Source organism: Singulisphaera sp. GP187 (genome assembly GCF_900129635.1).
Lineage (GTDB): Bacteria > Planctomycetota > Planctomycetia > Isosphaerales > Isosphaeraceae > Singulisphaera.
This window is the reverse complement of the sequence record NZ_FSRB01000001.1, coordinates 130,306-153,852: the sequence shown is the minus strand read 5'-3', so window position 1 is coordinate 153,852 and position 23,547 is coordinate 130,306. Positions and strand designations below refer to the sequence as shown.

General features: G+C 62.7%; 19 protein-coding genes. 7 read left to right on the top strand and 12 right to left on the bottom strand.

The window, feature by feature from the left end; translation table 11 throughout:
* Positions 1 to 40 precede the first annotated feature (40 nt).
* The 4 genes from BUS42_RS00555 to BUS42_RS00540 all read left to right on the top strand — a co-directional run bounded on the left by BUS42_RS00555 (position 41) and on the right by BUS42_RS00540 (position 4,585).
* On the top strand, positions 41 to 421 hold the full coding sequence (locus BUS42_RS00555; RefSeq protein ID WP_074304455.1) for a hypothetical protein: 381 nt from the start codon (positions 41 to 43) through the stop codon (positions 419 to 421).
* Positions 422 to 1,146: 725 nt separating this feature from the next.
* A complete protein-coding gene (locus BUS42_RS00550) occupies positions 1,147 to 2,373 on the top strand; it encodes an IS4 family transposase (protein ID WP_074304453.1) in 1,227 nt (408 codons plus the stop codon).
* 467 nt (positions 2,374 to 2,840) lie between these two features.
* The gene (locus tag BUS42_RS00545; protein ID WP_074304452.1) at positions 2,841 to 3,503 is read left to right on the top strand and encodes a transposase; all 663 of its coding nucleotides are present in this window, start codon (positions 2,841 to 2,843) and stop codon (positions 3,501 to 3,503) included.
* Positions 3,504 to 3,742: 239 nt separating this feature from the next.
* Positions 3,743 to 4,585, top strand: coding sequence for a HEAT repeat domain-containing protein (locus BUS42_RS00540; protein ID WP_083670009.1), 843 nt, complete (start codon positions 3,743 to 3,745; stop codon positions 4,583 to 4,585).
* 675 nt (positions 4,586 to 5,260) lie between these two features.
* Here the strand turns inward: BUS42_RS00540 and BUS42_RS00535 are convergent.
* Positions 5,261 to 7,669: an arylsulfatase gene (locus BUS42_RS00535; protein WP_074304450.1), complete on the bottom strand. Its 2,409-nt coding sequence runs from the start codon at positions 7,667 to 7,669 to the stop codon at positions 5,261 to 5,263.
* Between the two features lie 244 nt (positions 7,670 to 7,913).
* Positions 7,914 to 8,303, bottom strand: coding sequence for a DoxX family protein (locus tag BUS42_RS00530; RefSeq protein ID WP_254053221.1), 390 nt, complete (start codon positions 8,301 to 8,303; stop codon positions 7,914 to 7,916).
* 570 nt (positions 8,304 to 8,873) lie between these two features.
* Here BUS42_RS00530 and BUS42_RS45940 point away from each other — a divergent pair.
* Positions 8,874 to 8,999, top strand: a complete 126-nt coding sequence (locus tag BUS42_RS45940; RefSeq protein WP_256386115.1) for a hypothetical protein — start codon at positions 8,874 to 8,876, stop codon at positions 8,997 to 8,999.
* Positions 9,000 to 9,249: 250 nt separating this feature from the next.
* On the opposite strand, the gene BUS42_RS00525 is transcribed toward BUS42_RS45940, so the two are convergent.
* The 8 genes from BUS42_RS00525 to BUS42_RS00495 all read right to left on the bottom strand — a co-directional run bounded on the left by BUS42_RS00525 (position 9,250) and on the right by BUS42_RS00495 (position 20,272).
* Positions 9,250 to 10,293, bottom strand: a complete 1,044-nt coding sequence (locus tag BUS42_RS00525) for an alpha/beta fold hydrolase (protein ID WP_074304448.1) — start codon at positions 10,291 to 10,293, stop codon at positions 9,250 to 9,252.
* 233 nt (positions 10,294 to 10,526) lie between these two features.
* Positions 10,527 to 11,078, bottom strand: a complete 552-nt coding sequence (locus BUS42_RS00520) for a GNAT family N-acetyltransferase (RefSeq protein WP_074304447.1) — start codon at positions 11,076 to 11,078, stop codon at positions 10,527 to 10,529.
* A 5-nt stretch (positions 11,079 to 11,083) separates the two neighbouring features.
* Complete coding sequence (locus tag BUS42_RS00515) at positions 11,084 to 11,650, bottom strand: helix-turn-helix domain-containing protein (protein WP_074304446.1); 567 nt, start codon at positions 11,648 to 11,650, stop codon at positions 11,084 to 11,086.
* Between the two features lie 108 nt (positions 11,651 to 11,758).
* The gene (locus BUS42_RS43425; RefSeq protein ID WP_159452143.1) at positions 11,759 to 11,926 is read right to left on the bottom strand and encodes a hypothetical protein; all 168 of its coding nucleotides are present in this window, start codon (positions 11,924 to 11,926) and stop codon (positions 11,759 to 11,761) included.
* A 131-nt stretch (positions 11,927 to 12,057) separates the two neighbouring features.
* The gene (locus tag BUS42_RS00510) at positions 12,058 to 13,638 is read right to left on the bottom strand and encodes a TolC family protein (RefSeq protein WP_083670008.1); all 1,581 of its coding nucleotides are present in this window, start codon (positions 13,636 to 13,638) and stop codon (positions 12,058 to 12,060) included.
* A gap of 146 nt (positions 13,639 to 13,784) precedes the next feature.
* The gene (locus BUS42_RS00505) at positions 13,785 to 17,279 is read right to left on the bottom strand and encodes an efflux RND transporter permease subunit (RefSeq protein WP_074304445.1); all 3,495 of its coding nucleotides are present in this window, start codon (positions 17,277 to 17,279) and stop codon (positions 13,785 to 13,787) included.
* A gap of 53 nt (positions 17,280 to 17,332) precedes the next feature.
* Entirely contained in the window at positions 17,333 to 18,763 is a 1,431-nt protein-coding gene (locus BUS42_RS00500; RefSeq protein WP_074304444.1) for an efflux RND transporter periplasmic adaptor subunit, read from the bottom strand.
* A 540-nt stretch (positions 18,764 to 19,303) separates the two neighbouring features.
* Positions 19,304 to 20,272 (bottom strand): TIM barrel protein, encoded by a 969-nt coding sequence (locus tag BUS42_RS00495; protein WP_074304443.1) that lies wholly within the window; start codon positions 20,270 to 20,272, stop codon positions 19,304 to 19,306.
* 800 nt (positions 20,273 to 21,072) lie between these two features.
* Between BUS42_RS00495 and BUS42_RS00490 the strand changes: the two genes are divergently transcribed.
* Positions 21,073 to 21,813, top strand: a complete 741-nt coding sequence (locus BUS42_RS00490; RefSeq protein ID WP_074304442.1) for a BON domain-containing protein — start codon at positions 21,073 to 21,075, stop codon at positions 21,811 to 21,813.
* Positions 21,814 to 21,944: 131 nt separating this feature from the next.
* Positions 21,945 to 22,559, top strand: a complete 615-nt coding sequence (locus tag BUS42_RS00485) for an Hsp20/alpha crystallin family protein (protein ID WP_074304441.1) — start codon at positions 21,945 to 21,947, stop codon at positions 22,557 to 22,559.
* Positions 22,560 to 22,645: 86 nt separating this feature from the next.
* On the opposite strand, the gene BUS42_RS00480 is transcribed toward BUS42_RS00485, so the two are convergent.
* Positions 22,646 to 23,119: a YbhB/YbcL family Raf kinase inhibitor-like protein gene (locus BUS42_RS00480; protein WP_074304440.1), complete on the bottom strand. Its 474-nt coding sequence runs from the start codon at positions 23,117 to 23,119 to the stop codon at positions 22,646 to 22,648.
* Between the two features lie 149 nt (positions 23,120 to 23,268).
* Entirely contained in the window at positions 23,269 to 23,526 is a 258-nt protein-coding gene (locus BUS42_RS00475; protein WP_254053219.1) for a hypothetical protein, read from the bottom strand.
* Positions 23,527 to 23,547 lie beyond the last annotated feature (21 nt).

Below are 23,547 nucleotides of genomic sequence, written 5' to 3'. Positions count from 1 at the left end.
AAGAGAATTCATCAATAGTTACGCGTGCGGATTTTCAAACATGAAATATATCTATATTTCATGTCTTGATAGCCTGAACGATTTCAGAGGCAATAGTATTATCGACAGCATTCTCGCCGCATCCGGTGTTCCATATTACCTGTTTGGAAAAGGGGTTGTGGCTTGCCTGCCGATTCCGCGGGATACAGTTGACAAACTGTTTTTTGGCTTCGATGAGGCCTGGTTCTTTGGATCCAAGCCGCCGTCAATCAAGCCCTGCGATATCTATATTGTTGAGCCGTGTCCAATTGATCATCTTGAATCAAGTCTTGTATGCGACTGGATGCAGCAGTCCGGCTGCATTCTAGGACTTGGGGACGGCCTGGAACTGAATTACGTGACCACGGATGCAATGATTGCGCATTTCATGGAAGGGCAGTAGCCCAATGGCAGGGAGCTCCTGAGTGAAGGATAAAATAATGAGAAAGTAGAGCCCAGGAGTGACGCGGTGGCCGACGCTCCGTTTTCACTCCTCGCTCATCGAAACGTACAGGCGGATTTCTCGCATACGGCTCTCGGACAAGAACTCACGCTTTCGCCCACGGAATGCTCCGAGGTCGGTCGCTCAAGCGGACCAGGCCCAGCACGACGTGCAGGTACTATCGGACAGGGACGGTGGCCAGGCACTTCTACTGGGAGGTCTGGGGGATTGCGGGGGTATTGGCGCTGGGCAGGTGACCTCGGCAATCACCCAGTCTTCCTGCCCTGCTCAGTTCAGGCGCCTGGCCATCTAATCGACACCCGCTGCGCGACACCGTCATCGACCTCGTCGCCGTCCGCGCCCGCCTCGAGTCCCGGCTCAAAGCCCGGGCCGAAGGGGACGACTGGCCCGGTGTCGAGGCCACCCTCAAGGAGTTCGATGCCCTCACCCCGCGCAGCTCCCTGGCCGACAAGCTAACAGAAAGGACATGCATTGCGATCTAGATCCAGACGGGGGCAAAAAGGGGGACATAGCAATAGTGTTCGGCACGAAATTTGCGCCATCTCCACCCAGGCCAATCTTGCCCTCAAGGGCCGAAAACGGGGATTTCGCAAGGACTTTCGGCACAGAATTTGCGCCTTCTCCACTCAAGTGCATCTTGCCGTCATTTTGGCAGGGCCTTGGGAATGGCAAAACGCTCAGCAAAACCTCTGAAACCCCGAGATATCCAGGGGTTGAAGTACGTCGAGCGGTTACTGCCGCTGCTCGACCAACTCCACGATGTCGGCTGCCAACGCGACAGGTCCGGTAATCGCAGCCTGCATTACGATCAGTATTGCATGCTCGTCTTACTCTTCCTCTTCAACCCAGTCCTCCGTTCCTTGCGCTCCTTGCAACAGGCGAGCACACTCAACAACGTGCAGCGCAAGCTCGGCTGCGCCCGGGCCTCGTTGGGGTCGCTCTCCGAGGCCGTCGAGGTCTTCGAACCCGAGCGGCTGCGCGGCATCATCGAGTCCCTCGCCGCCGAAGTGAAGCCCGTCCGCGACGTGCGCGGCGGCCACCTCGCCCATGCCCTGACGGCCGTCGATGGCAGCGTGGCCAAGACGCTCAAGACCATCGCCGAGGCCGCCTTCATGAACGACAAGAACGGCGGCTCTCACAGCGGCTGGCGACTCCACACCCACTTCGCCATCGACCGCCACGTCCCCACCCGGATCGAGGTCAGCGCCGCTGCCAACAGTGGCCATAACGACGAGAAGAACCGACTCCGCGCCGCCTTGCAGTCCGACCACTGCTACGTCCTGGACCGTTGGTATGCCCAGTTCACCCTCTGGAACGACATCGTGGCCGCGGGGAGCAGCTATGTTTGCCGCATCCGCGACAACAGCAACCTCAATGCGGTCATCGAAGAGCGCCCGGTCTCGGCGACAGCCGCGGCTGCCGACGTCCTCCGCGACTTCATCGTGGACCTCGGCGCCGCCAAGAAGCCCGACGAGCGGCCGGCCCATCGGGTGCGGGTGATTCTGGTGAAAACGACGCCCCACACCAAGCGTGGGGGCCGCAAAGGGGGCACGGCCGGTCCTCCCAGCGACGGCGTGCTGCGGATCGCCACGAACCTCCTGGATGTTCCCGCCGAGGTGATCGCTGACATCTACCGACACAGGTGGACAATTGAACTCTTCTTTAGATTTTTCAAGCACGTGCTCGGCTGTCGCCACCTGCTGAGTACGCATCCCAAGGGGATCGAGATCCAGGCGTACTGCGCGATCATCGCGTGTCTGCTGATCAGCCTGTGGACGGGCCGCAAGCCGACGCTCCGGTCTTACGAGATGATCTGTCTGTACTTCGCAGGCTGGGCGAGCCTTGAGGAACTCTTGGACCATATTAGTAAATTAAAATCTGAAGAGACGTAGTGCCCGTGGCTCGACTCCCAAGTCCGCGGTGTTCGCTGCTGCGCGGTGGTTTGTAGTTCACCCGAGTCGTCGGCTCGCCCCAGGTCACCGAGAACGTCCCGCACGCCTCTGCGGGGCGGCCGTGTCGGCCAGGCTTCCTCGCTTCAGGAAGACAGGGAGCTCACGCTCCCCGCTCGCCTGGGAGGCGAGCATGCGCTGGCCTGGTGGCTGGTTTCGCTTGTGCGAAAGGCAAGTGGGGAGCGTGAGCTCCCTGTCCCTCCCCCAGCAAAGCCGAAAGCTCGTGCCCACTGGGGCCGCAGGTCCCCCGCCCGCCCCACAGGGTCGTGTGAAACGCTCTGAGGGGGAGTTCCCCGGGTTGCCGGCTTGCCGTTGCTCGGATCGCCCCCCACAGCAAACGGAGTGCCGAACACTATTGGGGACATAGCACTTTATTGACAGCAGACGGCACGGCGATTATCGTGTGTGGCATGCCGCGAACTGCTCGTGCCTCCGTCGCTGGCCTCTGGTATCACGTCCTGAATCGGGGCAACCGCCGCGAGGCCGTCTTCCACAAGCCCGGCGATTACGACGCCTTCGTCCAGGCGATGACTGACGCAGGGAGCCGCGTGCCGGTGGACTTGCTCGGGTATTGTCTGATGCCCAACCATTTTCACCTCCTCGTGAGGCCCCATGGCGTTGGCGACCTCGGCCGTTGGATGCAATGGCTGCTGACGGCGCACGCCCGCCGTTATCATCGCCATTACGGCACCACGGGCCACGTCTGGCAGGGGCGATTCAAAGCCTTCCCCGTCCAGGACGACGGCCATCTCGTCACGGTGCTCCGCTACGTCGAACGCAACGCATTGCGTGCCGAACTGGTCGCGCACGCCGAGGACTGGAAGTGGTCGAGTCTGCCCGGTTGGCAGCGTGGCGATCCGTGGTTGTGGAAGGGCCAGGTGTCGGTCCGGGACGAGGGGTGGCTGGAGCGGGTCAACGAACCCCTCTCCGTCGGCGACCTCGAACGGTTGCGGCACTCGGTATCCCGGGGCCGACCTTATGGTGGGGAATCATGGACCCGGGAGACGGCGATCCGGCTGGGACTGGAGTCGTGCTTGCGTCCGCGGGGGCGTCCCCGGAAGGAGCAGGCATAAATCGCTATGTCCCCCTTTTTCTGTCCGTCGGCGAACGGGAGGCCGTCGTCACGTGCGAAACGGGCGCGGAGTCGATCCAAGCTCGTCAGGGAGTCGGCTTTGGCGTCTCGGGGCGGGAAAATCGAGATGTCGTTAGTAGGGTGGAGCCGATGAAGGATCATGCCCTATATTACGATGACATATGGACTAAAATTCACGGCGTGATCTTAAGCTAGTGCCATTCATCTGAGATACCGACGATGGTTCACAACGATGCTCCCCCGGAATTCTGGTTTGAGTTACTTCGACGACCTAGCACTCGAGCACGCAATTCCGCGATCCGTAGCCTGTCGTCAATGTGGCCCCTCACTGATGAAATTCGTTCCCACATTACGTCTTATTATGTGGAAATTTTGAAATTTGATCCTGATCTGGATGTACGTCGGCATGTGGTTTGGGGACTATTAGAAATTGATGGCGGCTGTGCTTTTGGGATCCCGGCTCTCGTCGATGCTGTTCGCGATTCCGACGAAGTCATTCGGTGGTACGCAACTCTCGCACTTGGTCGGATGGGCAGGAACGCAGTCGGTTCTCTTTCCGTGCTTGTCGAAACCTTGAAGGACGTGAATCCCGCACTCCGAGTCCACGCGGCTGAGACGATTTCCTCGATCGGATTCGATGCAATCGAATCGGTGCTCGCGGCTGGCGACTGGCCCGAATGCACATGGACCTCGGCACAACAGCACGCGTCACCGTTTGTTTGTCAGTTGATTGCAATGGCTTGGGGTTTTAGAGGAGTCGAAGGGGCGGCCGGCCTGATTTCCTTGCTCGAAGATTTACGCTCTGATGTCCGTCGCTCTGCCGCCGCCGCGACACTCATGGGACCACGGGTCCCAAAAGGCTTGATTTTTGCATGCGTGAATCACAAGGACGCAAAGGTTCGGACGTTTGCGGCTGCGTCGCTGCGTCTCCAGGGGCCTCAAGTAAAGGACGTGCTTCAGTTGCTTCTGTGCGATCCCGACTCTGAAGTTCGATACATCGCTGGAAGGTCGTTGGCGAGCCTGGTGTTTCCTGAGCCACCACGTGGTTCCGACAATTGGTGACGAATTAGGCCTCTCCCCGCTGCTTTGACGGGGTGCGGCCGGGGATGTCGAACGCCCCGAGTTGTCATACAGGGATTGGGTGTAACTACTGGCTTCCCCGGTCCATCTGATTGCGCGGGGCGTTAGATTTCAATGCCTTAGATCAAAAAATATTCGTACACAAATATGGTTTCTGGTTGGGAAATCCGGGTCGTTGCCCGATTCCTTGCGTGAGGTCGTCCGGAGGGTTAGGTGTCGTTCGGGGCAGGAAACGGGGACGTAACTCGGATTGACGTTGTCCTTTTCCTTCGGGGATCGACCAGTGGGGCCTGCGGAACTCGAACGAGTTTCGCATGGAGCATCCTTACTTCGTCCGGAGGGCTGGCCGCCAAAAGGCCGTAAACCCGAGTTGGGGACAGAATACGAGCTGCTGCTCTGTTTCCTCGCCCTTGGGCCGGAAATCTCGATGGGCGACGTGGCGCCCCTTGATGCCCGTCGCCTCCGGTCCACTTGCCCCAGGGGCCGCATCCGTCCCGGGGTAAGTGGCCGTGGCTCAAGTTCAATGGCGCTGGGGTGACCAGATTTCGCTGTCCCGCCCGGCCCAATTCACCCAACAACTCGATGTGACGATGAACCTGCTCCTTGCTCAGGCTGCCGACCAGCGGTTTCATCGCCTCAATGGCGGTAAGATGGTATTTAACTCGGGGGCAGGGTCGAATTTTTCGGCGATTTCAGCTCGACGGTCACCTTGCCGATCTTGCCGGTGAACTTGTTGTCGCGCTCCTTGTAATCGTCGGTCACGGGCGTCTCGCCATCGAGGCCTACGTCCGCGCCCTCGTCGGCCGAGAAGATGTTGGCCTGGGTGCGCTCGATTCGTCCTTCGGCGACCTTCTCGCCGTTGACGAAGATCGTGCCCGTTCCGCCTTTGCCCAGGCCGCCGCCGTCGTATGCGAATTCGTAGCGGATCGTCACCTTGCCCTCGGGCAGCGGCCCGGGAGCGCCAACCTTGTACGAACTGAGGCCGAGGTAGTTGTAGGCGTACATCGGCTTGCCATCTTTGACGTAGAGGCTCCAGCCGCCGAAGCGCCCCGCCTGGGATAGGATCACGCCGTTCGCGCCCCCTTTCGGAACCTGCAACTCGGCGGTGATGGCGTGCGACTTGTTCTTGGTGTTGAGGAAGACGTTCTCCGTCATCCCGACCATGCCCTCGTAGACCGTGAGTGAGGTGCGGCCTGCCATCAGGTCGGGACGCCCGGCGAGGGCGGCATTCGCACGCTCGATCCCGCGATCGTCAAGCGGCAATGCGTGGTTCTTGATCGCTTCCTTGAGGAAAAGCTCCTGCAACGCCTTGAGCTTCTGGGGATGTTTCGCGGCCAGATCGTCCGCCGAGCTGAAGTCCTCGTCGACGTGGTAGAGTTCCCACTTGTCTTCGAGGATGGGCCGCCGTGGCGTCATCTCCCAGGCGGCGCGGTGGACGGTGTGGGCCAGCCAGCCGTCGTGGTAAATGCCGCGGTTGCCGAAGATCTCGAAGTACTGCGTCTTGTGTCTGTCCTTCGCCTTGGCGTCCGCGAACGTGTACCGGAGGCTCACGCCCTCGATGGGCGTCTGGGGCGTGGTGTTGACCAACTTGGGCTCGGGTAGCCTGGCGGCTTCGAGGATCGTCGGTGCGACGTCGATGAGGTGGTGCCACTGGGAGCGGATCTCGCCCTTGGCCGCGATCCCTTTGGGCCAGTGGATCACCATGCCGTTGCGGGTGCCACCGTAGCTGCCCGCGACCTGCTTCGTCCAGGTGAACGGCGCGTCGCCGGCCACGGCCCAACCGGCGGCGTAGTGGCCGTAAGAGTTCGGGCCGCCCAACTCGTCGACTCGCTTGAGGATCTCGGCGACCGTCTCGGGAACGCCGTTGAAATAGGTCATCTCATTGAACAGGCCGTTCATCGTGCCTTCGCCGCTCGCACCATTGTCGCCGACGATGTAGAAGACGAGCGTGTTGTCCAACTGGCCCAGGTCTTCGATGGCCTGGATGACGCGGCCGACTTCGGAGTCGGCATATTCACCGTACCCGGCGAAGACCTCCATCTGGCGGGCGAAGAGCTTCTTCTCATCGGCCCCGAGCCTGTCCCAATCCTTGATGGCCTCGGGCTTGGGCGCGAGCTTGGTGCCGGCGGGGACGACGCCGAGCTTGATCTGGCGGGCCAGCGTCTCCGCGCGGAGCGCGTCCCAACCCTGGTCGAACTTGCCCTTGTACTTGGCGATCCACTCCTTCGGCGCGTGGTGCGGCGCGTGCGTGGCCCCCGGCGCGAAGTACGTGAAGAACGGCTTGTCCGGCGTCAACGATTTCTGGGAGTTCATCCACTTGATCGCCTGATTGGCGAGATCCGTCATGAGGTGATAGTCCGGGTCCTTCGGCACCTCGATGCGGGTCATGTCCTCGTAGATCGCCGGGGACCACTGGTTCGCCTCGCCGCCGATGAAGCCGTAGAACTTGTCGAAGCCGGAGCGGGTCGGCCAGCGGTCGGTCGGGCCGGACGGGCTCACTTCCCAGGCGGCGGTTTCGTGCGACTTGCCGAAGGCGGCGGTACTGAAGCCGTTGAGCCGCAACATCTCGGCGAGCGGAGCCACGCTGTTCGGGCGTTGCCCGGTCTGGCCCGGAAACGCGGTGGCCGTCTCGGTGATCGACCCCATGTTGCAGACGTGATGGTTGCGGCCGGTCAGCAGGGCCGCGCGGCTCGGCGAGCAGAGCGCCGTGGTGTGGAACTGGTTGTAGCGGAGTCCGCCCGTTGCCATCCGCTCCAGGGTCGGCATCTGGATCGGCCCGCCGAAGGCGCTGGACTGGCCGAAGCCCATGTCGTCAATCAGCACGATCAGCACGTTCGGGGCCTGGGCCGGCGCCTTGACCTCGAACCGCGACGGAGCCTTGGCGCTGCGGGCATCGAGCGTTGTCATCGGCGGGAGCTTCGGCTCAGGAATCGGCAAGACCGTCCGGTCGAGCTTGTACGACTCCCGGTCGTCAACCGAGGCATTCGGCTCCGGGTCCGCGGCATATCCGCTCATGGCGCCCAGCCCGATCACGGCGATTGCCAGGGTGTGCTTGCTCCAGGTCATCGAAGCTCTCCTGTGACTCATCAGGCCACGCCGGGGAACTGGACTCAGGGACGCGCTTCACCCGGGGGTCCAGCCGCCATGTCCCGGGATTGATCGCGTCATTATGCCATCATGGGCAAGCGTAGCGTAAGCGGGCGTCACTGCAATCCAGCTCCCCCCAGAAGGTAAGCGAGCCGCTTCACCAAATGGCTGACTCTGTCCACTTCCCTCTGCCCCCCCCGTCACCGATCCGACGTACGCTGACTCACTCGGCCACGAGTGGAACGAGAGCGCGGAGCTTGCGGTCGCGGAGGTACAGCCCGAGCCACGCGACGACGCCGACGATGACCGGCACGAAGAACATCCCGTCTTTGGCGTGGATGTGGGTCGCCACCGCGCCCCCCAGGTAACCGAGCATCACGAGGCCGCCGAGGTAGCGGGTCTTCGGTACGAGGTAGAGGACGAACAGCGTCAGTTCAATGCCCCCGAGCGGCAGGGCGGAGGCGGCTGGGTAGGTCTTGGACCACTCCTCGATGAAGCCCTTGGGCTGGGCGATCTTGAAGTAGGCGCTGGGCAGGAACACGGGGGCGAGGATGCCCGAGAGCACCCATCCGGTCACGCGCTGCCATCTCGGGATCGAATTCGTCATCATCATGGCACCAGAACGGTTATTTGCCGGGTTAATACGCAGCTTCTAACGCCCAATCGGGCCAAGTGCAATACAGGTTCCCGGCCACTGGCGGCCAGTTCCGGCACTGATCGGCGGGGTGATGCGTGAGGAGTCCAAGCAAATAAAGGGTCAGAACGCCCCAAAGGGAGACGCCCGGGACGTTGGACGGCAGAATGCTTGCCGACGTTATCTCGGCACTCGATTCGGAGACATAAAACATGACCGCGAAACCACTTCTTTCAACTGACATCATAAGAGAATTTTGAGATTCAGTCTTGGGGCCGAGTGCTTTGGGCGGCCCCGACCCTACGAACAGATCGCGAGCAGCGACCAAGGCCCCAGCCCTCGAAACCGCCCGGTTAGTAGGTCACGGACCCGATGCCACACGCCTTCGATCTCCCGCGGCGGGCATAGCCCGTTGCTTGAACTCCGGCATCCAGGCCAGCGGGTACGTGATCTGGTTGTCGGAGTCGAGAAAGTGGTGGTAGGATTGCATGTCAATACCAACCGGTGGAGGTGCGATCCGATGACTGCTGAGACCGGACCAGTTCCCGAGTGACCATCCTCGCCCGGGGCTTCGATATTGCCGATCACACCGTCATCGAGAAGACCATCGGCCCGTTCCGCAATGTGCCGGTGGAACTCGTCACATTCAGGCCCACCTCGATGCCACTCCGCTGAAGTCTGTGACTCTCGAGGCAATCGTCGTAAATCCCGTCGACTCGGACCGGCCATGATTTGCTCAATCAGCCAACTGGGCCTCGTTCAGGGTATCGGCACTCCCCTGCCCTGACTGGCGGGCTGCGAATCACCCGAGGACGTCAAGCGACATACACATATCACATACCACACCCGAACGGAATCACAAAAAAAAGTCAGGAACCAAACCCAACATCGGCCCCCGACCTCTCTACATCCATTCATTTCGTATTCACTTCGTCGGCTCCGCGGCGGCAGCGCGGACGGCAGCCGCCACAATGGCGTCGGCGATCGTCTTCGCCAGGGGGATTGGGAGGTCGTGTCCCATGCCAGGGATGATCCGAAGCTCAGCGCCAGGGATGTTGGCCGCGGTGTCCTTACCCCCCTCGACCGAGATCAACGGGTCCCCGGCGCCGTGGACGACGACGGTCGGAGCCTTGATGGTCTTCAATTTCGCTCGCCGGTCCTCGTACAACCCGAGCGCCGACAGCGCGTTGTGCCGGGCCATGCCGGACCGATCATCGGAACGCTTCATCGTGCGTACGATCAGGTCCCGGACCCGCTGCTCGTCGGGCGGGTAGGCCGGCCCCGCCAGGATCTGGATGGCCTTGACGGCGTTGGCGAGCATCGCCTTTTGATCCCCCTCGGGGGCCGGCTTCGGCATCTTCGAGAGGGCCTCGAGGTTGGCCGGGAACGGGACTTGCGGGTTGCCTGAGGTCGACATGATCGAGGTGAGCGAACGCGTGTGCTTGGGGTGGTCCGCCGCCACAAGCTGCGCGATCATACCACCCATCGAGACGCCGACGATGTGGGCCTTCGCAATCCCGAGAGCATCCAGCAGCCCGACCGCATCCTTCGCCATGTCGTCAAGCGAGTACGGCAGCATCGAAGGCTTCCCGGCGAGCTTTGCCTCAATGACTGCCCGCGTATCGGGCGCCCCCGCCTCGTTGAACTTGGTGGAAAGGCCGACGTCGCGATTGTCGTAGATGACGATCCGGTAACCGCGCCGGACCAACTCCTCAATGAGCTCGATGGGCCAGGCGGTGAGTTGCGTGCCATTGCCCATGATCAGGAGCATGGCCTCAGCCTCGTGCCCCGCAGGACCGAAGTCCTCGTAGGCGATCGTGATGCCGTTGGCCTTGACCTTGCCCTCGCGTTTCGGGATGGCGGCAGCCTTGGGCGTTCGATCGTCGGCCTGGCCGACCGAGCCGGCAAAGAGGGCGGTCGCGGCGACCAGAGCGACGAGCAAAAGGCGTCGATGCGTCAGAGGATTCATGAGGCCTCCTGAAGTGTCGAATCACGGAGTGCTTTGGTCCAAACGCGAAGCGATCCAGTCGCGACGGAGGAGGCACGATCACGTCAGCTCGGCCGGATCCCCGATCGGGATCAGCCCGGCCAGCCGCACGCGACCGAGCAGTTGTCCCCGCTTTGCGGCGGATACCCAATGACCGGAACTTGACCGGAACGAGCCAAGGGATCAGGATTCGATCTTATCAAAAAAATGGCGGATCAGCAGGCATTCGGCCCCTGCCCCTTGTCCTCACTCCCGATCCGCTTCCAATAGATCATGGTTGCGGTCAGCCCGCCATGCGGCTTGAGCGCATAGTCTGGGATCGTTCCGGCGAGCGTGAACCCCAGCCCCTCATAGAGTCCCGACGCTCCGCCGTCGGCCGCGGTGTCGAGTACCAAGAGCGTGCGTTGCCACTTCACGGCTAAGTCTTCGGCCGTTCGCATCAAGGCCGCCCCCACGCCTCGGCGCCGATGACTCGGGCGGGTCATCAGCTTGGCGATCTCGGCCCGGTGCGGCTGGTTGGGCGGACAGTTGAGCAGCAAGGTTACGGTGCCGGCCAGGATCTCGCCATCCCAGGCCCCCAGAATAATCCGTTCGTCCCGGGCGGCGGCCGCCAGCGCGTCGTCCCAGAACGCTCGCGCCGTTGCCGGCTCCAGCGGGTGCATGAAGCTCACCGATCCCCCGTTTGCGACCACCTCCAGGAGAATCTCGCTCAGCACCGTGCTGATCTGCGGCGAGGCGCTCAACGCTTTGATTTCGATCTCGGACATCGTGGCTAACCCCGAGAAAGAACAACGAGATAGGTACAGGCGGTGGTGGTTTCGTTGGCAAAAGTCACTTCGGACGGTGGACCGAATCCGAGGCAGTCGCCAGCGCCCAGCACATGCCGCTCGCCGCCCTCCTGGATGACGAGTTCGCCCACCTGCACCCAGATAACCTGGCGAATGTGTGCATACGACGAGGCCGGCAACACCACCCGCCGACCGGCCGGTAGCTCGATCTGAGCGACCTCCAGCGGATGGTCGGGTCGACTGAACACCTGTTTGCGCAAATAGCCGGTTTCAGGGTCGCGCCAGACCGGTTGGTCGACAGCCCGCGACAACCGCTCTCCCCCGCCCTCAGCCCTCAGCAAGAGGCCCGCGAGGGTCAGGTCAAAGGCGCCCGCCAGTCGGACCAGAATCACGGCGGTGGGACTCGTTTCTTCACGCTCGATCTTGCTGATCGTGGCCTTGGAAACACCCGAGCGTTCCGCCAGGTCCGCCAGGGACCAGCCTCGTGCATCCCGCTCCAGCCGAATGCGCCGCGCGATCCGAGCACCCGTATCGTCCATCATAATAGCCATGCGTCTTTTATACGAGACTAACGCCTCCGCTGCAAGGCGTTCTCCAACCAAGGCTCCTTTTCGTTCGAGAGGGATCAATCCCACGGTTTGAGGATGGCGCGGCGAATCTCACTTCCGTTCTTTGGCCTCGTAATAGTCGATCGGAAGGCGATCCTCACAGGCCAGGCGGGCGAACTCTGCCAGGGAGGAGGCGACCACGACGTAATGATGGCGGATCCGCGCCTCATCGTCCTCCCAGACCTTGTCATGGACGACTCGGCTTTGAGATCCGAACACGTGTATAATCCACCACAGGGATCACTTCAAGAGAGAAGTTGATCCTATCAAAATCATGGCGGATCAGCCGGCAAGTCGGCGGGGCGTGCCCCTGCGTCCAACGGCTGGGGCCGTTGAATTCGCTCCTCGCCTCAGGGCAAAATCCTCATGCCGACGGCCGTGTTCAGGGCGAACATACTTCGGCGGTGCCTGACCTGGGTGTCGCGATACTGGCGAACGATGTCGTTATAGTCGCGTTGGGCGAGGAGATAGTCGACGAGCGCCGCCTCGCCCTGGTTGTAGCGGCGAAGGATTTCGTCACGGACTTTTCGGGCACCGGGCAAAAGACCTCGTTCGATCTGTTCGACGGCGGCCCGTGAGACGTGGTATTCGCGTTCCGCCTGGCGAACTTCGGTGAGGATTCTCAGCTCCGCCGCGGCGAGCTGGGTTTTTGTCTGCGACACATTCGTCTGAGCCCGCTGAATATTGCCCTGGTTGCGGTTATAGATCGGCATCGGAACGGTCACGCCAAGCGCCCACGAATGGGCACTTTTCGTACCGAACGGAGTGTTATTCTGAAAGGTATAGGGCTGATAGAGCACGTAGATATCTTGGAATCGCTCGGCGTGGGCAAGCTTCACGTCGGCTTCCGCTAGCCGGATACCGAGCCGGAGGGCGACGAAATCGGCCCGGGAGTTCATGGCGATCTGGAAGAGATCCCCGTTGGGAGGGGGAAGTGGCGCCAGGTCATTGATGGTCCCACGGAGCTCGAGATTCTCGGCCTCGATCGGGTTCATCCGCAGCAGAGGGGCAAGCCGACTCTTGGCGGCCCGGAGCGCCTCCTCCGCATCCGACTGTCCGATCCGAGCGGAATCATACTGGATCCGAATCCGCTCGACGTCGCCCCGAGTCTTCTCCCCACCTTTGAAGAGCTTTTGCGTCTTGTCCAGGAGTTGAACCAGCCCTGTTGTACTCGCCTCCGCATAGCGGAGCGTTTCCCGAGCACCGAGGGCCTCCACGTAGGCGGTGTAGAGATGATCGATCTGCTGCCTCACGGCGTCCTGATACTGGGCCTCGATGACCCGCTTCGCCTGAGATGCCACGGCGGTCCTCGCCTGGCGCTTGTGCGACACGTCTAAAGGATACGTAATATTAACATCATACTGCGTCGCGCCGCCGGGCCGGTCCTGAGTGTAGCTCCCATAGGGGATCAACTGGCTATCGGCGTAAAAGATCGGGTTCGCGCGAAGGCTTGCGGTGAGAATGTCGGCCCTTGCCTTCGGGATCTCGTGGTACTGGGCTCGAAGGTCGAGGTTTTCACCCACGAGCCGCTCGATCGCCATGTCGATGGTCAGACCATTCGCGGGACCGTCGTCGGCCGCCTCGGTGGGGACGGAGAGCGGGCCGTACAGGGGAGCTTCGGTGAAGGGGACAACCGCCGGAAGGGTGACGCCGGGGGTCGGGCCCATGCCCATGCCCGGCCCCGGCCGATTGACACTGGTCGGGACGCGGGGGACTGAGGGGCCGGGCCGACCGCCGAGGATGGTCGAGATATCCGCGGGAGCACCACCGCGGGTGCCGCCCGAGCCGGGGACCGGGCCCAGGCTGGTCGACTCGGGGACGCGATCGGAATCGGGCGTGTCGACGGTCGGTCCCTGGGCCGATGCCCAAGCGGGTAAGGCCAAGAGAGCGCAAACCCCAAGGGCCGCAACTCTACGGAGTGGATATGCCATGATGACGACCGCCCTCCTTGGCGTTCGGCTCCTGCCGGCCTCGTGCCGACTCGGGCGAGGCAGAGCAGCCCCACCTCCTTCTGACAAGAAATCGACCGAAAGTGAGTGAGAACTTGGGCAAGATTCCAAGGTCGCCGGAATCTGGGTCAATGGCCCAAGTTTGCGGAATCCGTCGGAGGTTCTCGGTGACCGTAGAAACTGTAAAGCAGTGGCAGGAGGTTCATCAGGATGAGCGTCATGACCATCCCACCGACCACCACGATGGCCAGGGGCTGCTGGGCCTGAGACCCCATCTTGGTCGAGAGCGCGGCGGGGAGGAGTCCGAGGATGGCCGTGAGTGCGGTAATCATCAAGGGTCGGACACGTCGCGAGAGCCCTTGAACGAGGGCCTCGTGGAGCGGAACCCCCTGGGACCGCATCCCGTTGAACGAGGAGACGAGGAGCAAGCCGTTCATCACCGCAACGCCCAGGACGGAGATGAAGCCGACCGCGGCCGAAATGTTGAAGTGCGTTCCCGTGAGCCATAGCGACCAGATTCCGCCGAGCGAGACGGCAGCCACGTTGGCAAAAATGACGACCGCATCGAGGAGCGAGCCGAAGGCGAGGTAGAGGAGCACGAGAATCAAGGCGAGGGCCAAGGCGATAATCAGCACCATCCGCCGCTCTGCCTGTTCCATCTGGCGGAATTCGCCGCTCCACTCGGTGCGATAAGGGGCCTTGATGAGCGGGGCCACCTTCGCCTGGGCCTCGGCCACGGAGCTGGCCAGGTCACGGCCGCGGACGCTGAATTTGACGGCGATGACCCGGCTTCCCTGCTCCCGGAAAATCGTCGTCGCCCCGGGCCTTACGAAGCCTTTCCCCGCCTGGTCCTTGCCCATCGGCGACACGAGCTCGCGGAGCCTGCGGCGGGGGGTCGTGCCCAGGTCGATGAGGGCTCCGCTCGTTCGGCTCCCCGTCGACGCCGGGAGCGGCACGTTCGACCCCATCGAAGAGATGCCGACGCTTGAGCCCGTGAAGGGTGTTCCCGGCAGGGTGGCGACCGGTCCCTCGGTGACGTTATGGCCCGTCACATCGATCGGGATGTCGAGGATGGCCTCTTCGCTAGAACGAAGCGGCTCGGGCCAGCGCAAGGTGATATCGTAGGCCTTTTCCCCCTCGATCATCCGCGTGAACGGCTTCCCGCCGATCGCCGTCTGGATGACCTCCTCGACGTCGGACACGCGAATATTCCAGGTGGAGCACTTCGCCCGGTCGATGGCGAACTCCAGGTTCGATTGGCCCATGATGCGATACATACCGACGTCGCGAATCCCGCGGACCCCGTCCAGGGCCGTCTCAACGCGCCGCGCGACGCGTTCCAATTCATCGAGGTCCGGGCCGACGATTTTGACGGAGTTCTCGCCCTGGACGCCGGAAAGCACTTCGAGCACGTTGTCCCGGATCTGCTGCGAGAAGTTCCAGTTGACGCCGACGAGCGTCCGGGAAAGCTCCTCGTTCATCGCTTCAATGACTTCGGACTTGGTCCGTTTCCGCCGACCGTCCTCGGTCTCGACCTCGGGCCACTGGTCCTGATGGCGGAGCGGAACAAAATACTCCGCGCTGTAGAAGCTCGTCGGATCGGTGCCGCCATCGGGCCGTCCCAACTGGGCGGCGACGAGCTGGACCTCCGGAAACTCCCGCATGATGCGTCGGGCAATCTCCGACTTGTGCGTCACCTCGTCGAGCGAGACGTGCACCGGGAAGATGCCGCGAACCCAGATGTGCCCTTCATCCAGCTCCGGCATGAACTCACGGCCGAGCTGCGGGACGACAACGCCGATGGTGAACGCGGTGAGCGCCGCGAAGACGGCAAGGGCGAGCCACCGGTGTCTCAGAATCCGCTCCAACTGCCAGACGTAAAAGTCGCGAATCGACCGGACGAGAACGTTTTCTCGTTTCTGCTTGAGGTTCCGGAACAGGAACAGACAGAGGACTGGCGAGACGGTGAGGGCGAGGAACAAGGCCCCGGCCAAGGCAAAGGCATAGGTGTCGGCCATCGGCCCGAAGATTTGCCCCTCGGGTCCGGTCATCGTGAAGAGCGGGAGCATGGCGCAGACCATGATGACGGTCGAGAAGAAGAGCCCACGCTCAACCTCCCATGAGGCTCTGATAATCCGCTCACCAAGCGAACGATCCCGGTTCTCGCCCGAGCTCAAGTGTCTGTAAGTGTTTTCAACAATAATGACCGTGGAATCGACGATGATGCCGAAGTCGACCGCCCCGATGGAGAGGAGGTTCGCCGATTTTCCGCGGAGAAAGAGGACGGAGAAGGCGAACAAGAGGGCGAGCGGAAGATTGATGGCGATAATCAAGGCGCTTCGGACGTGGCCGAGAAACATCAGGAGGACGACCGTCACCAGGGCCATGCCGAGGAACAGATTTTCCTTGACCGTCTCGGTGGTCACGTTGATCAGTTCATTCCGGTCATAGTAGGCGACGACCTTCACACCCGGCAGAAGCCTGCCGGGGTTCTCGTTCAGCTCCTTGATTTTCGCCGCGACGGCTTGGAGCGTGGGGAGCGTGTCCGCTCCCTTCCGGAGCATGACGAGGCCCTGAACGGCGTCGTCCTCGTCCACCCAGGCCCGGCTCCCGTCGGTGCTTTCCACTTCTTCGCCCTGGTCATTTCGGGTTGGGCGGCTGAGGATCACCCGGCCGAGCCTGGTTTCGCGTCCGACCACGACGCCATGCTCGCCGACTTCTTCCCAGGTTGGGACCGGGCCACCGTCGATGACGTCTTCAACCCGGACCGGGACGTTGTTGGTGGACGCGATCACGATCTGCCTGACTTCAAGAATCCGCCGCCGCTCTTCCGCCCGAAGGCGGTCGCGGGCCATCAGCGGGTCAGTCATCGCCAGGGCGGCCAGGGCGGGGTCCTGGCCTTGGCCGATCAGTCCAAGCCCGCGGACCACCTGCACGGTATCGCCCTGAACGAGGTAGTCACCGCCGACGTTGGCGTTGCTCGCGGCGATGGACTCTTGCAGTTGCTTGAGCGTGATGCCGTATCGCTTCATCCGTTCGGGGTCGGGATGGACCTCGTAACGTTTGACATCGCCGCCGAAGCTGACAACGTCAACCACCCCCGGGAGACGGCGAAACTCACGGACGAGCGTCCAGTTCTGAAGCGTCTTCAAGTCGTGGAGCGAGTAGATCGGAGCGCCGAAAGCATCTTTGGGATTGGAGAGCGTGTAGCGAAAGATCTCTCCGATGGGTGAGCGGGGCGAAATGGAAGGGAGGACTCCGGCGGGGAGATCCGCCATCTGCATCCGGTTGAGGACTTCTTGGCGGGCGGCGAGATAATCGGTGCCATAAGCAAACTGGCAATTGAGAAACGCGAGCCCGAAGAGCGACTTACTCCGCATCGACTGCAGGCCCGTCATGCCGGAGAGCGAGACTTCGAGCGGGATGGTGACGAGCCGCTCGACCTCTTCGGCCGACGCGCCGGGGTACTGGGCGACCACCTCCAGGATTGCGGGAGCGGGGTCGGGATAGGCTTCGACATTGATGTGAGCAAAAGCATAAGACCCGAAAGCCGCGAGGGCCACCGCGATGAGAAGCGCCACGAGCGGGTTATTGACGGCCCATGCGATGAGCTTTCGGACCATGTTTCGACTATCCTTCGAGAGGGGCTGAACGTCTGGGCCGGCGTGGGCTTCACTTACTTGTCGGTCGTCGCGTCGTCCTGCAGGCCCGCGAGCGCGGCCCTCAACTCAACGGCCCCCGAGGTGACGACCTGGTCCCCCGGTTGCAGCAAGGCCGCTGCGTCTCGCGCTTCCGCCGAGTCCTTTTCTGAGCCAAGCGCAAGCGTGCGACGAATGGTGGCGGTGGCTCCCGACCGGCGCGCAACCGTGACCCGTCGCATGGCATAGACCGTCTGGCCCGGATCAGGCTGGATGAAGACGATGCTCTCCTGTCCGTCCTCGACGAGGGCCGCGATCGGGATTTCAATCTCGCCGTCCTCCGGGGGCAGCTCGACCTGAGCCGTGATGAACTGACCGGCCCTCATGCGGCCGTCCGGGTTTTCGACGGGACCGACGACGAGCGCGGTATGCTGATTGGGGTCGATGAGATCGCCAATCTTCTCGGCCGTGCCGACGATGGGTGGGCTCGACGGCTCAGCCTTCAGACGAATGGTCCACTGAAACGGCTTGGGCAGCCCCAGGAGCGTTGGCAAATCCTCCTCGTAGACATAGGCCCAAACTCGTAACGTGCTCAGGTCGGCAACTTTAAAGAGGTCCGCATCCGTTGCGACGATATCACCCACAGCAAGGTTGATTTCGAGGAGATTGCCCGTGAGCGGCGCTCGAAGCTCGACCCGCGCCCACGATTTCTCGCGGTCAAGGTCCCCCTTGGCGTCCTTCTTGTGCATCCCCTCGGACTCGGTGCGGATGGCCGCGATTTCCGCGTCGGAGAGACGCCAGGATCGGAGCGTTCGCTCGACTCGGGCCACCGCGATCTGGGACGACTCGACCGCCCGGCGCGCCTCGCGAAGGTTCCGCTCGGGCGTCGCCTCGTCCTTGAAGAGGGTCTCTTGCCGCGTCAGGGTCTCTTTCTCCATCCGGACACGAGACAAGGCCTCGATATATTCGCTCTTCTTTTCGCCCAGGTCGCTACTCCAGAGCACGGCGAGAATTTGCCCCTTCTCGACATGGTCGCCGAACCGAATCGGTCGAACGACCGCCTGGCCGCCGTCAGTCCCGGAAGTCGGGTCCGTAATGGTCCCGAGCTCGACGACTTCCCCCGAAAAGCGGGTATGGACATGCGCCAGCCGACTGGTATCGAGGGCGAGCGAGCCGGAGAGGACGAGACTCCGCGACCGCTGCGACCCTTGGGCCGTCTTGGTCGTGATGCCAAGAGTCGTGGCCACATCGACCGGGAGCCGAAGCGCGTCTTTCTGATCGGGAACCAGTTCGGCCCGACTGCGTTCGACCGGCTTGTGATACGAAGCGGGGCGAGCCTTTCTCTGGGCGGCCGCGACGGTGGATTGAACAATCGCGGCGACTTGCGACGGGCGAACAAAGCGGACGGCCGCAACGGCCGCCACCCCCAGGAGAGCGGCCACGGTCAGGAAGACGGCACGACGGCTCATAAACATCCCTTAGGGCCGGAGAGAGTTCGTGAAGTGGATTCGCGGGGATCCCTCGAACGATGTCGAGGGCGAGCCATCGCGTGAAGTAAGGTTCAACAACCCAGAATATCGAGGCCTGAATCACGCGGGTAATCCATGATTGTACCTCGCGGCAGGCGTGATGAGAAGCGGCCGCAATTCGAACGAATTCAGAGTCGGGCCAGCGACAGCCGCTCAAACTGCTTTTCGTCCATACCGACACGTTACCGCGTGCTCAAGCCCTGAGATCCGCCGCGTTCGGGCTCGTGCCGGCCTCTCTTGGTCGCCTTAGCCTTGGGAGGGAGCGTGCCCGCGATCCCTGGAGAAGCACCAGGTCTCGGCGCTGCCGAGCGGGACAGGGAGCGAAGACGAAGAGCGGGCGGGACGCTCCCAAGGAATTCAATTCCCCTGGGACCGCGGGCGACCCGCCCGCAATTCCATTTTAATCTCAATCAAGAGCGGGTGGGTCGCCCGCGGTCCCAGGGGATTGCTAGCCTCTCAAGGACGTTCACGTCCAATAGCTCAGGAAAAATGCTTCCTCAGCAACGCCAGACTCTTCGGGACGCCGGTCTCGGCGTCCTCGCTCCCCTCGAATTCCAGCGAGATCCAGCCTCGATATCCCTCTTCCTGAAGGATCGCGGCGATCTTGGCATAGTCGAGGTCGAGCGAGTACCACCGGCCACCCCCGAAGTATGTCTTCGCCTGCACCAGCGCGATCGGTACCTTGCTGGCCGCCATCTGCCCCATCTGCTCGTAGGACCGCTCCAGGAAGTTGCCGGTGTCGAGTGTCATCGCCAGCCAGGGAGACTTGATCGCCTCGACGATCCGCAGCACGCCCTCGGCGGTACGGCCCAAGCCCCAGTGGTTCTCCAGCCCGAGCACCACGCCACACTCCTCGGCGCGGGGCAGCAGCTTCTCGATCGCCCCGATCACCCAGCCGAACGCCTCGTCCTCGCTATGCCCTTCGAGAGACGGCTCGACGCCCTTCCGGGTCATGAGGTCATCGAACGACTTGACGGTACCCCAGCGGCCGGTGTTGATCCGCATCGTGGGGATGCCCAGCCGATAGGCCAGGTCGATCTGGTAGAGCGTCTTCTGGACGTTGGTGCGCCGCAGCTCCGCGTCGGGGCTGACGAAACCCTGGTGCGTGGAGAGGCCCACCAGGGCGAGACCGAGCGAATGAGCCTGGCGTTTGATCGCCTGAAGGGCGGCGTTGGACTCGTCCTGCATCTGCACGTGGAGGATCTCGACACCGTCGAACCCCATCGCGGCTGCCTTGTCGACACAGGCGGGGATGCCAAGCCGCTCGCCCCGAAACTGCCAGAATGAATACGTCGACACGCCGATCGGGTGGCGGCGGGGAGGGACAACCAGGGGCGTCGTTGCCTCGCCGACCGGCGGACCGGCCTGGACTTCCCCGGCCTGCCCGAGCGCCACGGCCGCCCCGGCCAGCCCGGTGTGCTTCAGGAACTCTCTCCGACTCGGAACCATGATCGACCTCCCCTTTTGCAGCACCGAAAGCAATTTTTTTCGAGAATCAGGCCCCCAAGAATCGCAGGCCACCGCGGAACGCCCTGGGGCGACACGACCACTTACGACCCAGAGAATCAGCGGAGGCTCAAGGAAGCGTTCTGAACATAACGTAGACGTCAAAGCGGCCTAACGCCAGAAATCAGCAACCCGAGACCACGAAGCGTGGACAAAACTGGTATGGCCTCTTCCAGACGGTCTGTCCGAAAGGGAGACAACCAGGTGGGCCAGATGCAACCTTGGGGCCTCATGGCGCACTCCTGAATCGAGGCGTGCAAACGGCGGTGTATCCTGATCTCGCCCCACACAACGGCCGGCATCGAGCCACTCACCGACCGACGCCTCCGGGGTTTGTTCGTAAGGTCCGCTCCTGCGGACCATCTTCGTCGCGGCATCGTTCGAGGTGCCGTTCGCTAATGATGCCCCATGGCGGATGGTCCGCAAGCGCGGCCCCTACTCACACGGACTTGCTCCGCGCAAAATTCACGTGGGACTAACGAGAGACTCGACGATAACAACGGAACGCGGACGCACCTCAGCGCCAGCAGCAATGCACTGCTCCAACGATCGCCAGTTCGTCGACGGCACATCATTTGCATATCTAAACTCATAGGGATCAAGAATCGAACGGAGCGAGGTTTGTGACCGCAAGCCGTTCCAGAGTGCGACGAGACGTTTGGCCGTAACGGCGCCCACTCGGTGCGACAGCACCGCGAGCAGGGCCAGCGACTCCCAGGCGGATCGGGGAGGAGGCACACCCAATGTTAGAGCGACTGACCGGCCTCGGTCTCGGCGTCGGTTTGATGTATTTCTTCGACCCGCGTGCCGGTCGCCGTCGGCGTGCCTTGCTGCGCGACCAGTGCATTCACGGCATGCACGAGGCCGAGACCACCATCCAGATCGTTTGGCACGACCTGCGCACCCGGGCTTTGCGGCTCACGGCCGAATCGAAGGCGATGTTCTCCGACGACTACGCCCCTGACGACGTGATCGAGGCGCGGGTGCGATCGGCTCTCGGGCATGTCGTCTCACACCCAAGATCCGTCCGGGTCGTCGTGCGGGACGGACAAGTCGTCCTCTCCGGCCCCATCCTCGCCCGAGAGGTTGAGAGCCTCATGGAAACGGTCGACGCGGTGCGTGGCGTGCTCGCTGTTGAGAATCAAATGGAGATCCACCAGCAGGCCGAGGGCCTCCCCGCCTTGCAAGGAGGGACACCGCGGCCCGAGATTCATCATGGGATGACTGAAGAGAGCGGGTCGCCCACGACCAAGGCCCTGATCGCCCTGGCCGGTGGGTTGCTGATCGCGAGGGCGATCAAGCGCAACCGCCTGACCAGCCTCGCCCTCGGAACGTTGTGTGTCGGCCTGGCGGTCCGCGGTCTGGCCAAAGCCTCCGCGGAAGCCCAATGCCTCCACGACGACAAGCGAAACAGTTTGCCCCGGGGATCGTCCGGAGTCGCCAGCCCCCCCGGAATCATGATCACCACCCGAGTCGGTCCTTGACCTTGAACCAAGTCCGTCGGCGCAGGCCAGATCACACCAGGAGACCAACACGGCCAGCGACAAAACATGACGAATCAACCTCCTTGAGGATGCTCTCTTCCTGGGATCCTCAAAACTAAGGAGTCTTCACCATGCACAAGGTTAAAGAAAGAGGAAACGGATCGGCGAGAAAGGGGAGCGAGACCGAGTTGCGCACAACCGATCGCTCCGAAGGACCGCCATCGCCCCTTGCGCCCCATACAATGGCGACGGCATCCCCGTGGTTGGGCGACCCGTTCGCCGTCATGCACCGGTTTGCCGAGGAGATGGGCCGGGTCTTCGAGGGCTTCGGCATCGGCCATGGGCCCAGTTCGATGATGCCTTGGTCGCCCGATCGTCGGCTCGCGACTCGCGCCGAGGGATTTGACCTGTCCGGCTGGTCTCCCCAGGTCGAGGTCTTCGATCGAGGTGACCGAATGGTGGTCCGGGCCGACCTCCCCGGCTTGACCAAGGACGACGTCCAGGTCGAAGTCACGAACGAGGCGGTGTCGATCCGGGGCGAGCGGCGACAAGAGCATGAGGATCGCCGCGAGGGCTACTATCACACCGAGCGCTCCTACGGCAGTTTCTACCGCAATATCCCGCTCCCCGAAGGCGTCGAGGTCGACCAGGCCGACGCGAGCTTCCGAGACGGCGTGCTCGAAGTCACACTCCCAGCGCCCCGGCGCGGGACGAACCGCGGGCGACGTCTCGAAGTCAAAGGATGATCCTCGACCGCGGAGCCGCCGAGGATCGCGGAGCAGGGTCGCCTCGCTCCGACCTCGCCCACCGAGGCAAGGCCTGAGCGTGCGACCTATCGTTGATAAGTCCCGACGAGTTCCGCCCGAGCAAGGATGTGGCCCTGCATCGCTCGAAGCAGGCTCCCCTTATCCAACCCTGCTGACGTTTGCAGAGGCGCGTCGAGCGCGTAGAGTTGGAAGTGGTAGTGGTGGGTGCCATGACCGCGGGGTGGAGCAGGACCGCGATAGCCGTCCCCGCCCCACGAATTCTTGCCTTGGCGTGCGCCTGAGGGCGTGTTCAGCTTGGGCGACCCCGGCAAACCCTCCGCAAGGGCCTGGACGTCCGCGGGGACCTTGCAGAGGACCCAGTGGACCCATGGTTCAGGCGTGGGCGCATCCGGGTCGTCCACGATCAGCGCCAGTTCACGCGTCCCCTCCGGCAGGTCCGACCAGGCCAGGGGCGGCGAGACATCCTCTCCATCGTCGCTATACCGACGGGGGATCGCCCGGCCGTCATCGAACGCCTCGCTCCGGATTGTCATGCTCATCACTGGATCTCCTGGTTGGGCTCCACGGTCCAGAAACGAGTCGCCCGGCTTGCGCCTGAGTCCGGCCTTTTGCGCCGAATTCCGCAGGTCAAGGTGCGGCGGCGAATCGGTGGAGGCTCATCCCAAGCCGGATCAAGATGGTCCACGGTTCAGCCGACGTACGAGGGCATCCGCGTTGAACTCGGCTCCATCCGCTCCTCCCGATCGACGGATCGGCTCGCGTTCAACACCTCCATCGCCAGGGGGACGGTCGTCAGGGCACCGACGGCCAAAAGCGTCCAGCCGACGGCCTTGCGCTGGCCGTCGGACAGGCGGTCCGCCAGCAGTAGGCCGAACCCGGCGCCAAGCATTCCGCGCGTGCCGGCGATCAGGGCGAGCTCCGGCAGGGTGATTCGGGTCTCTCTCATGGCCAGTGACTCCTTCAAGGG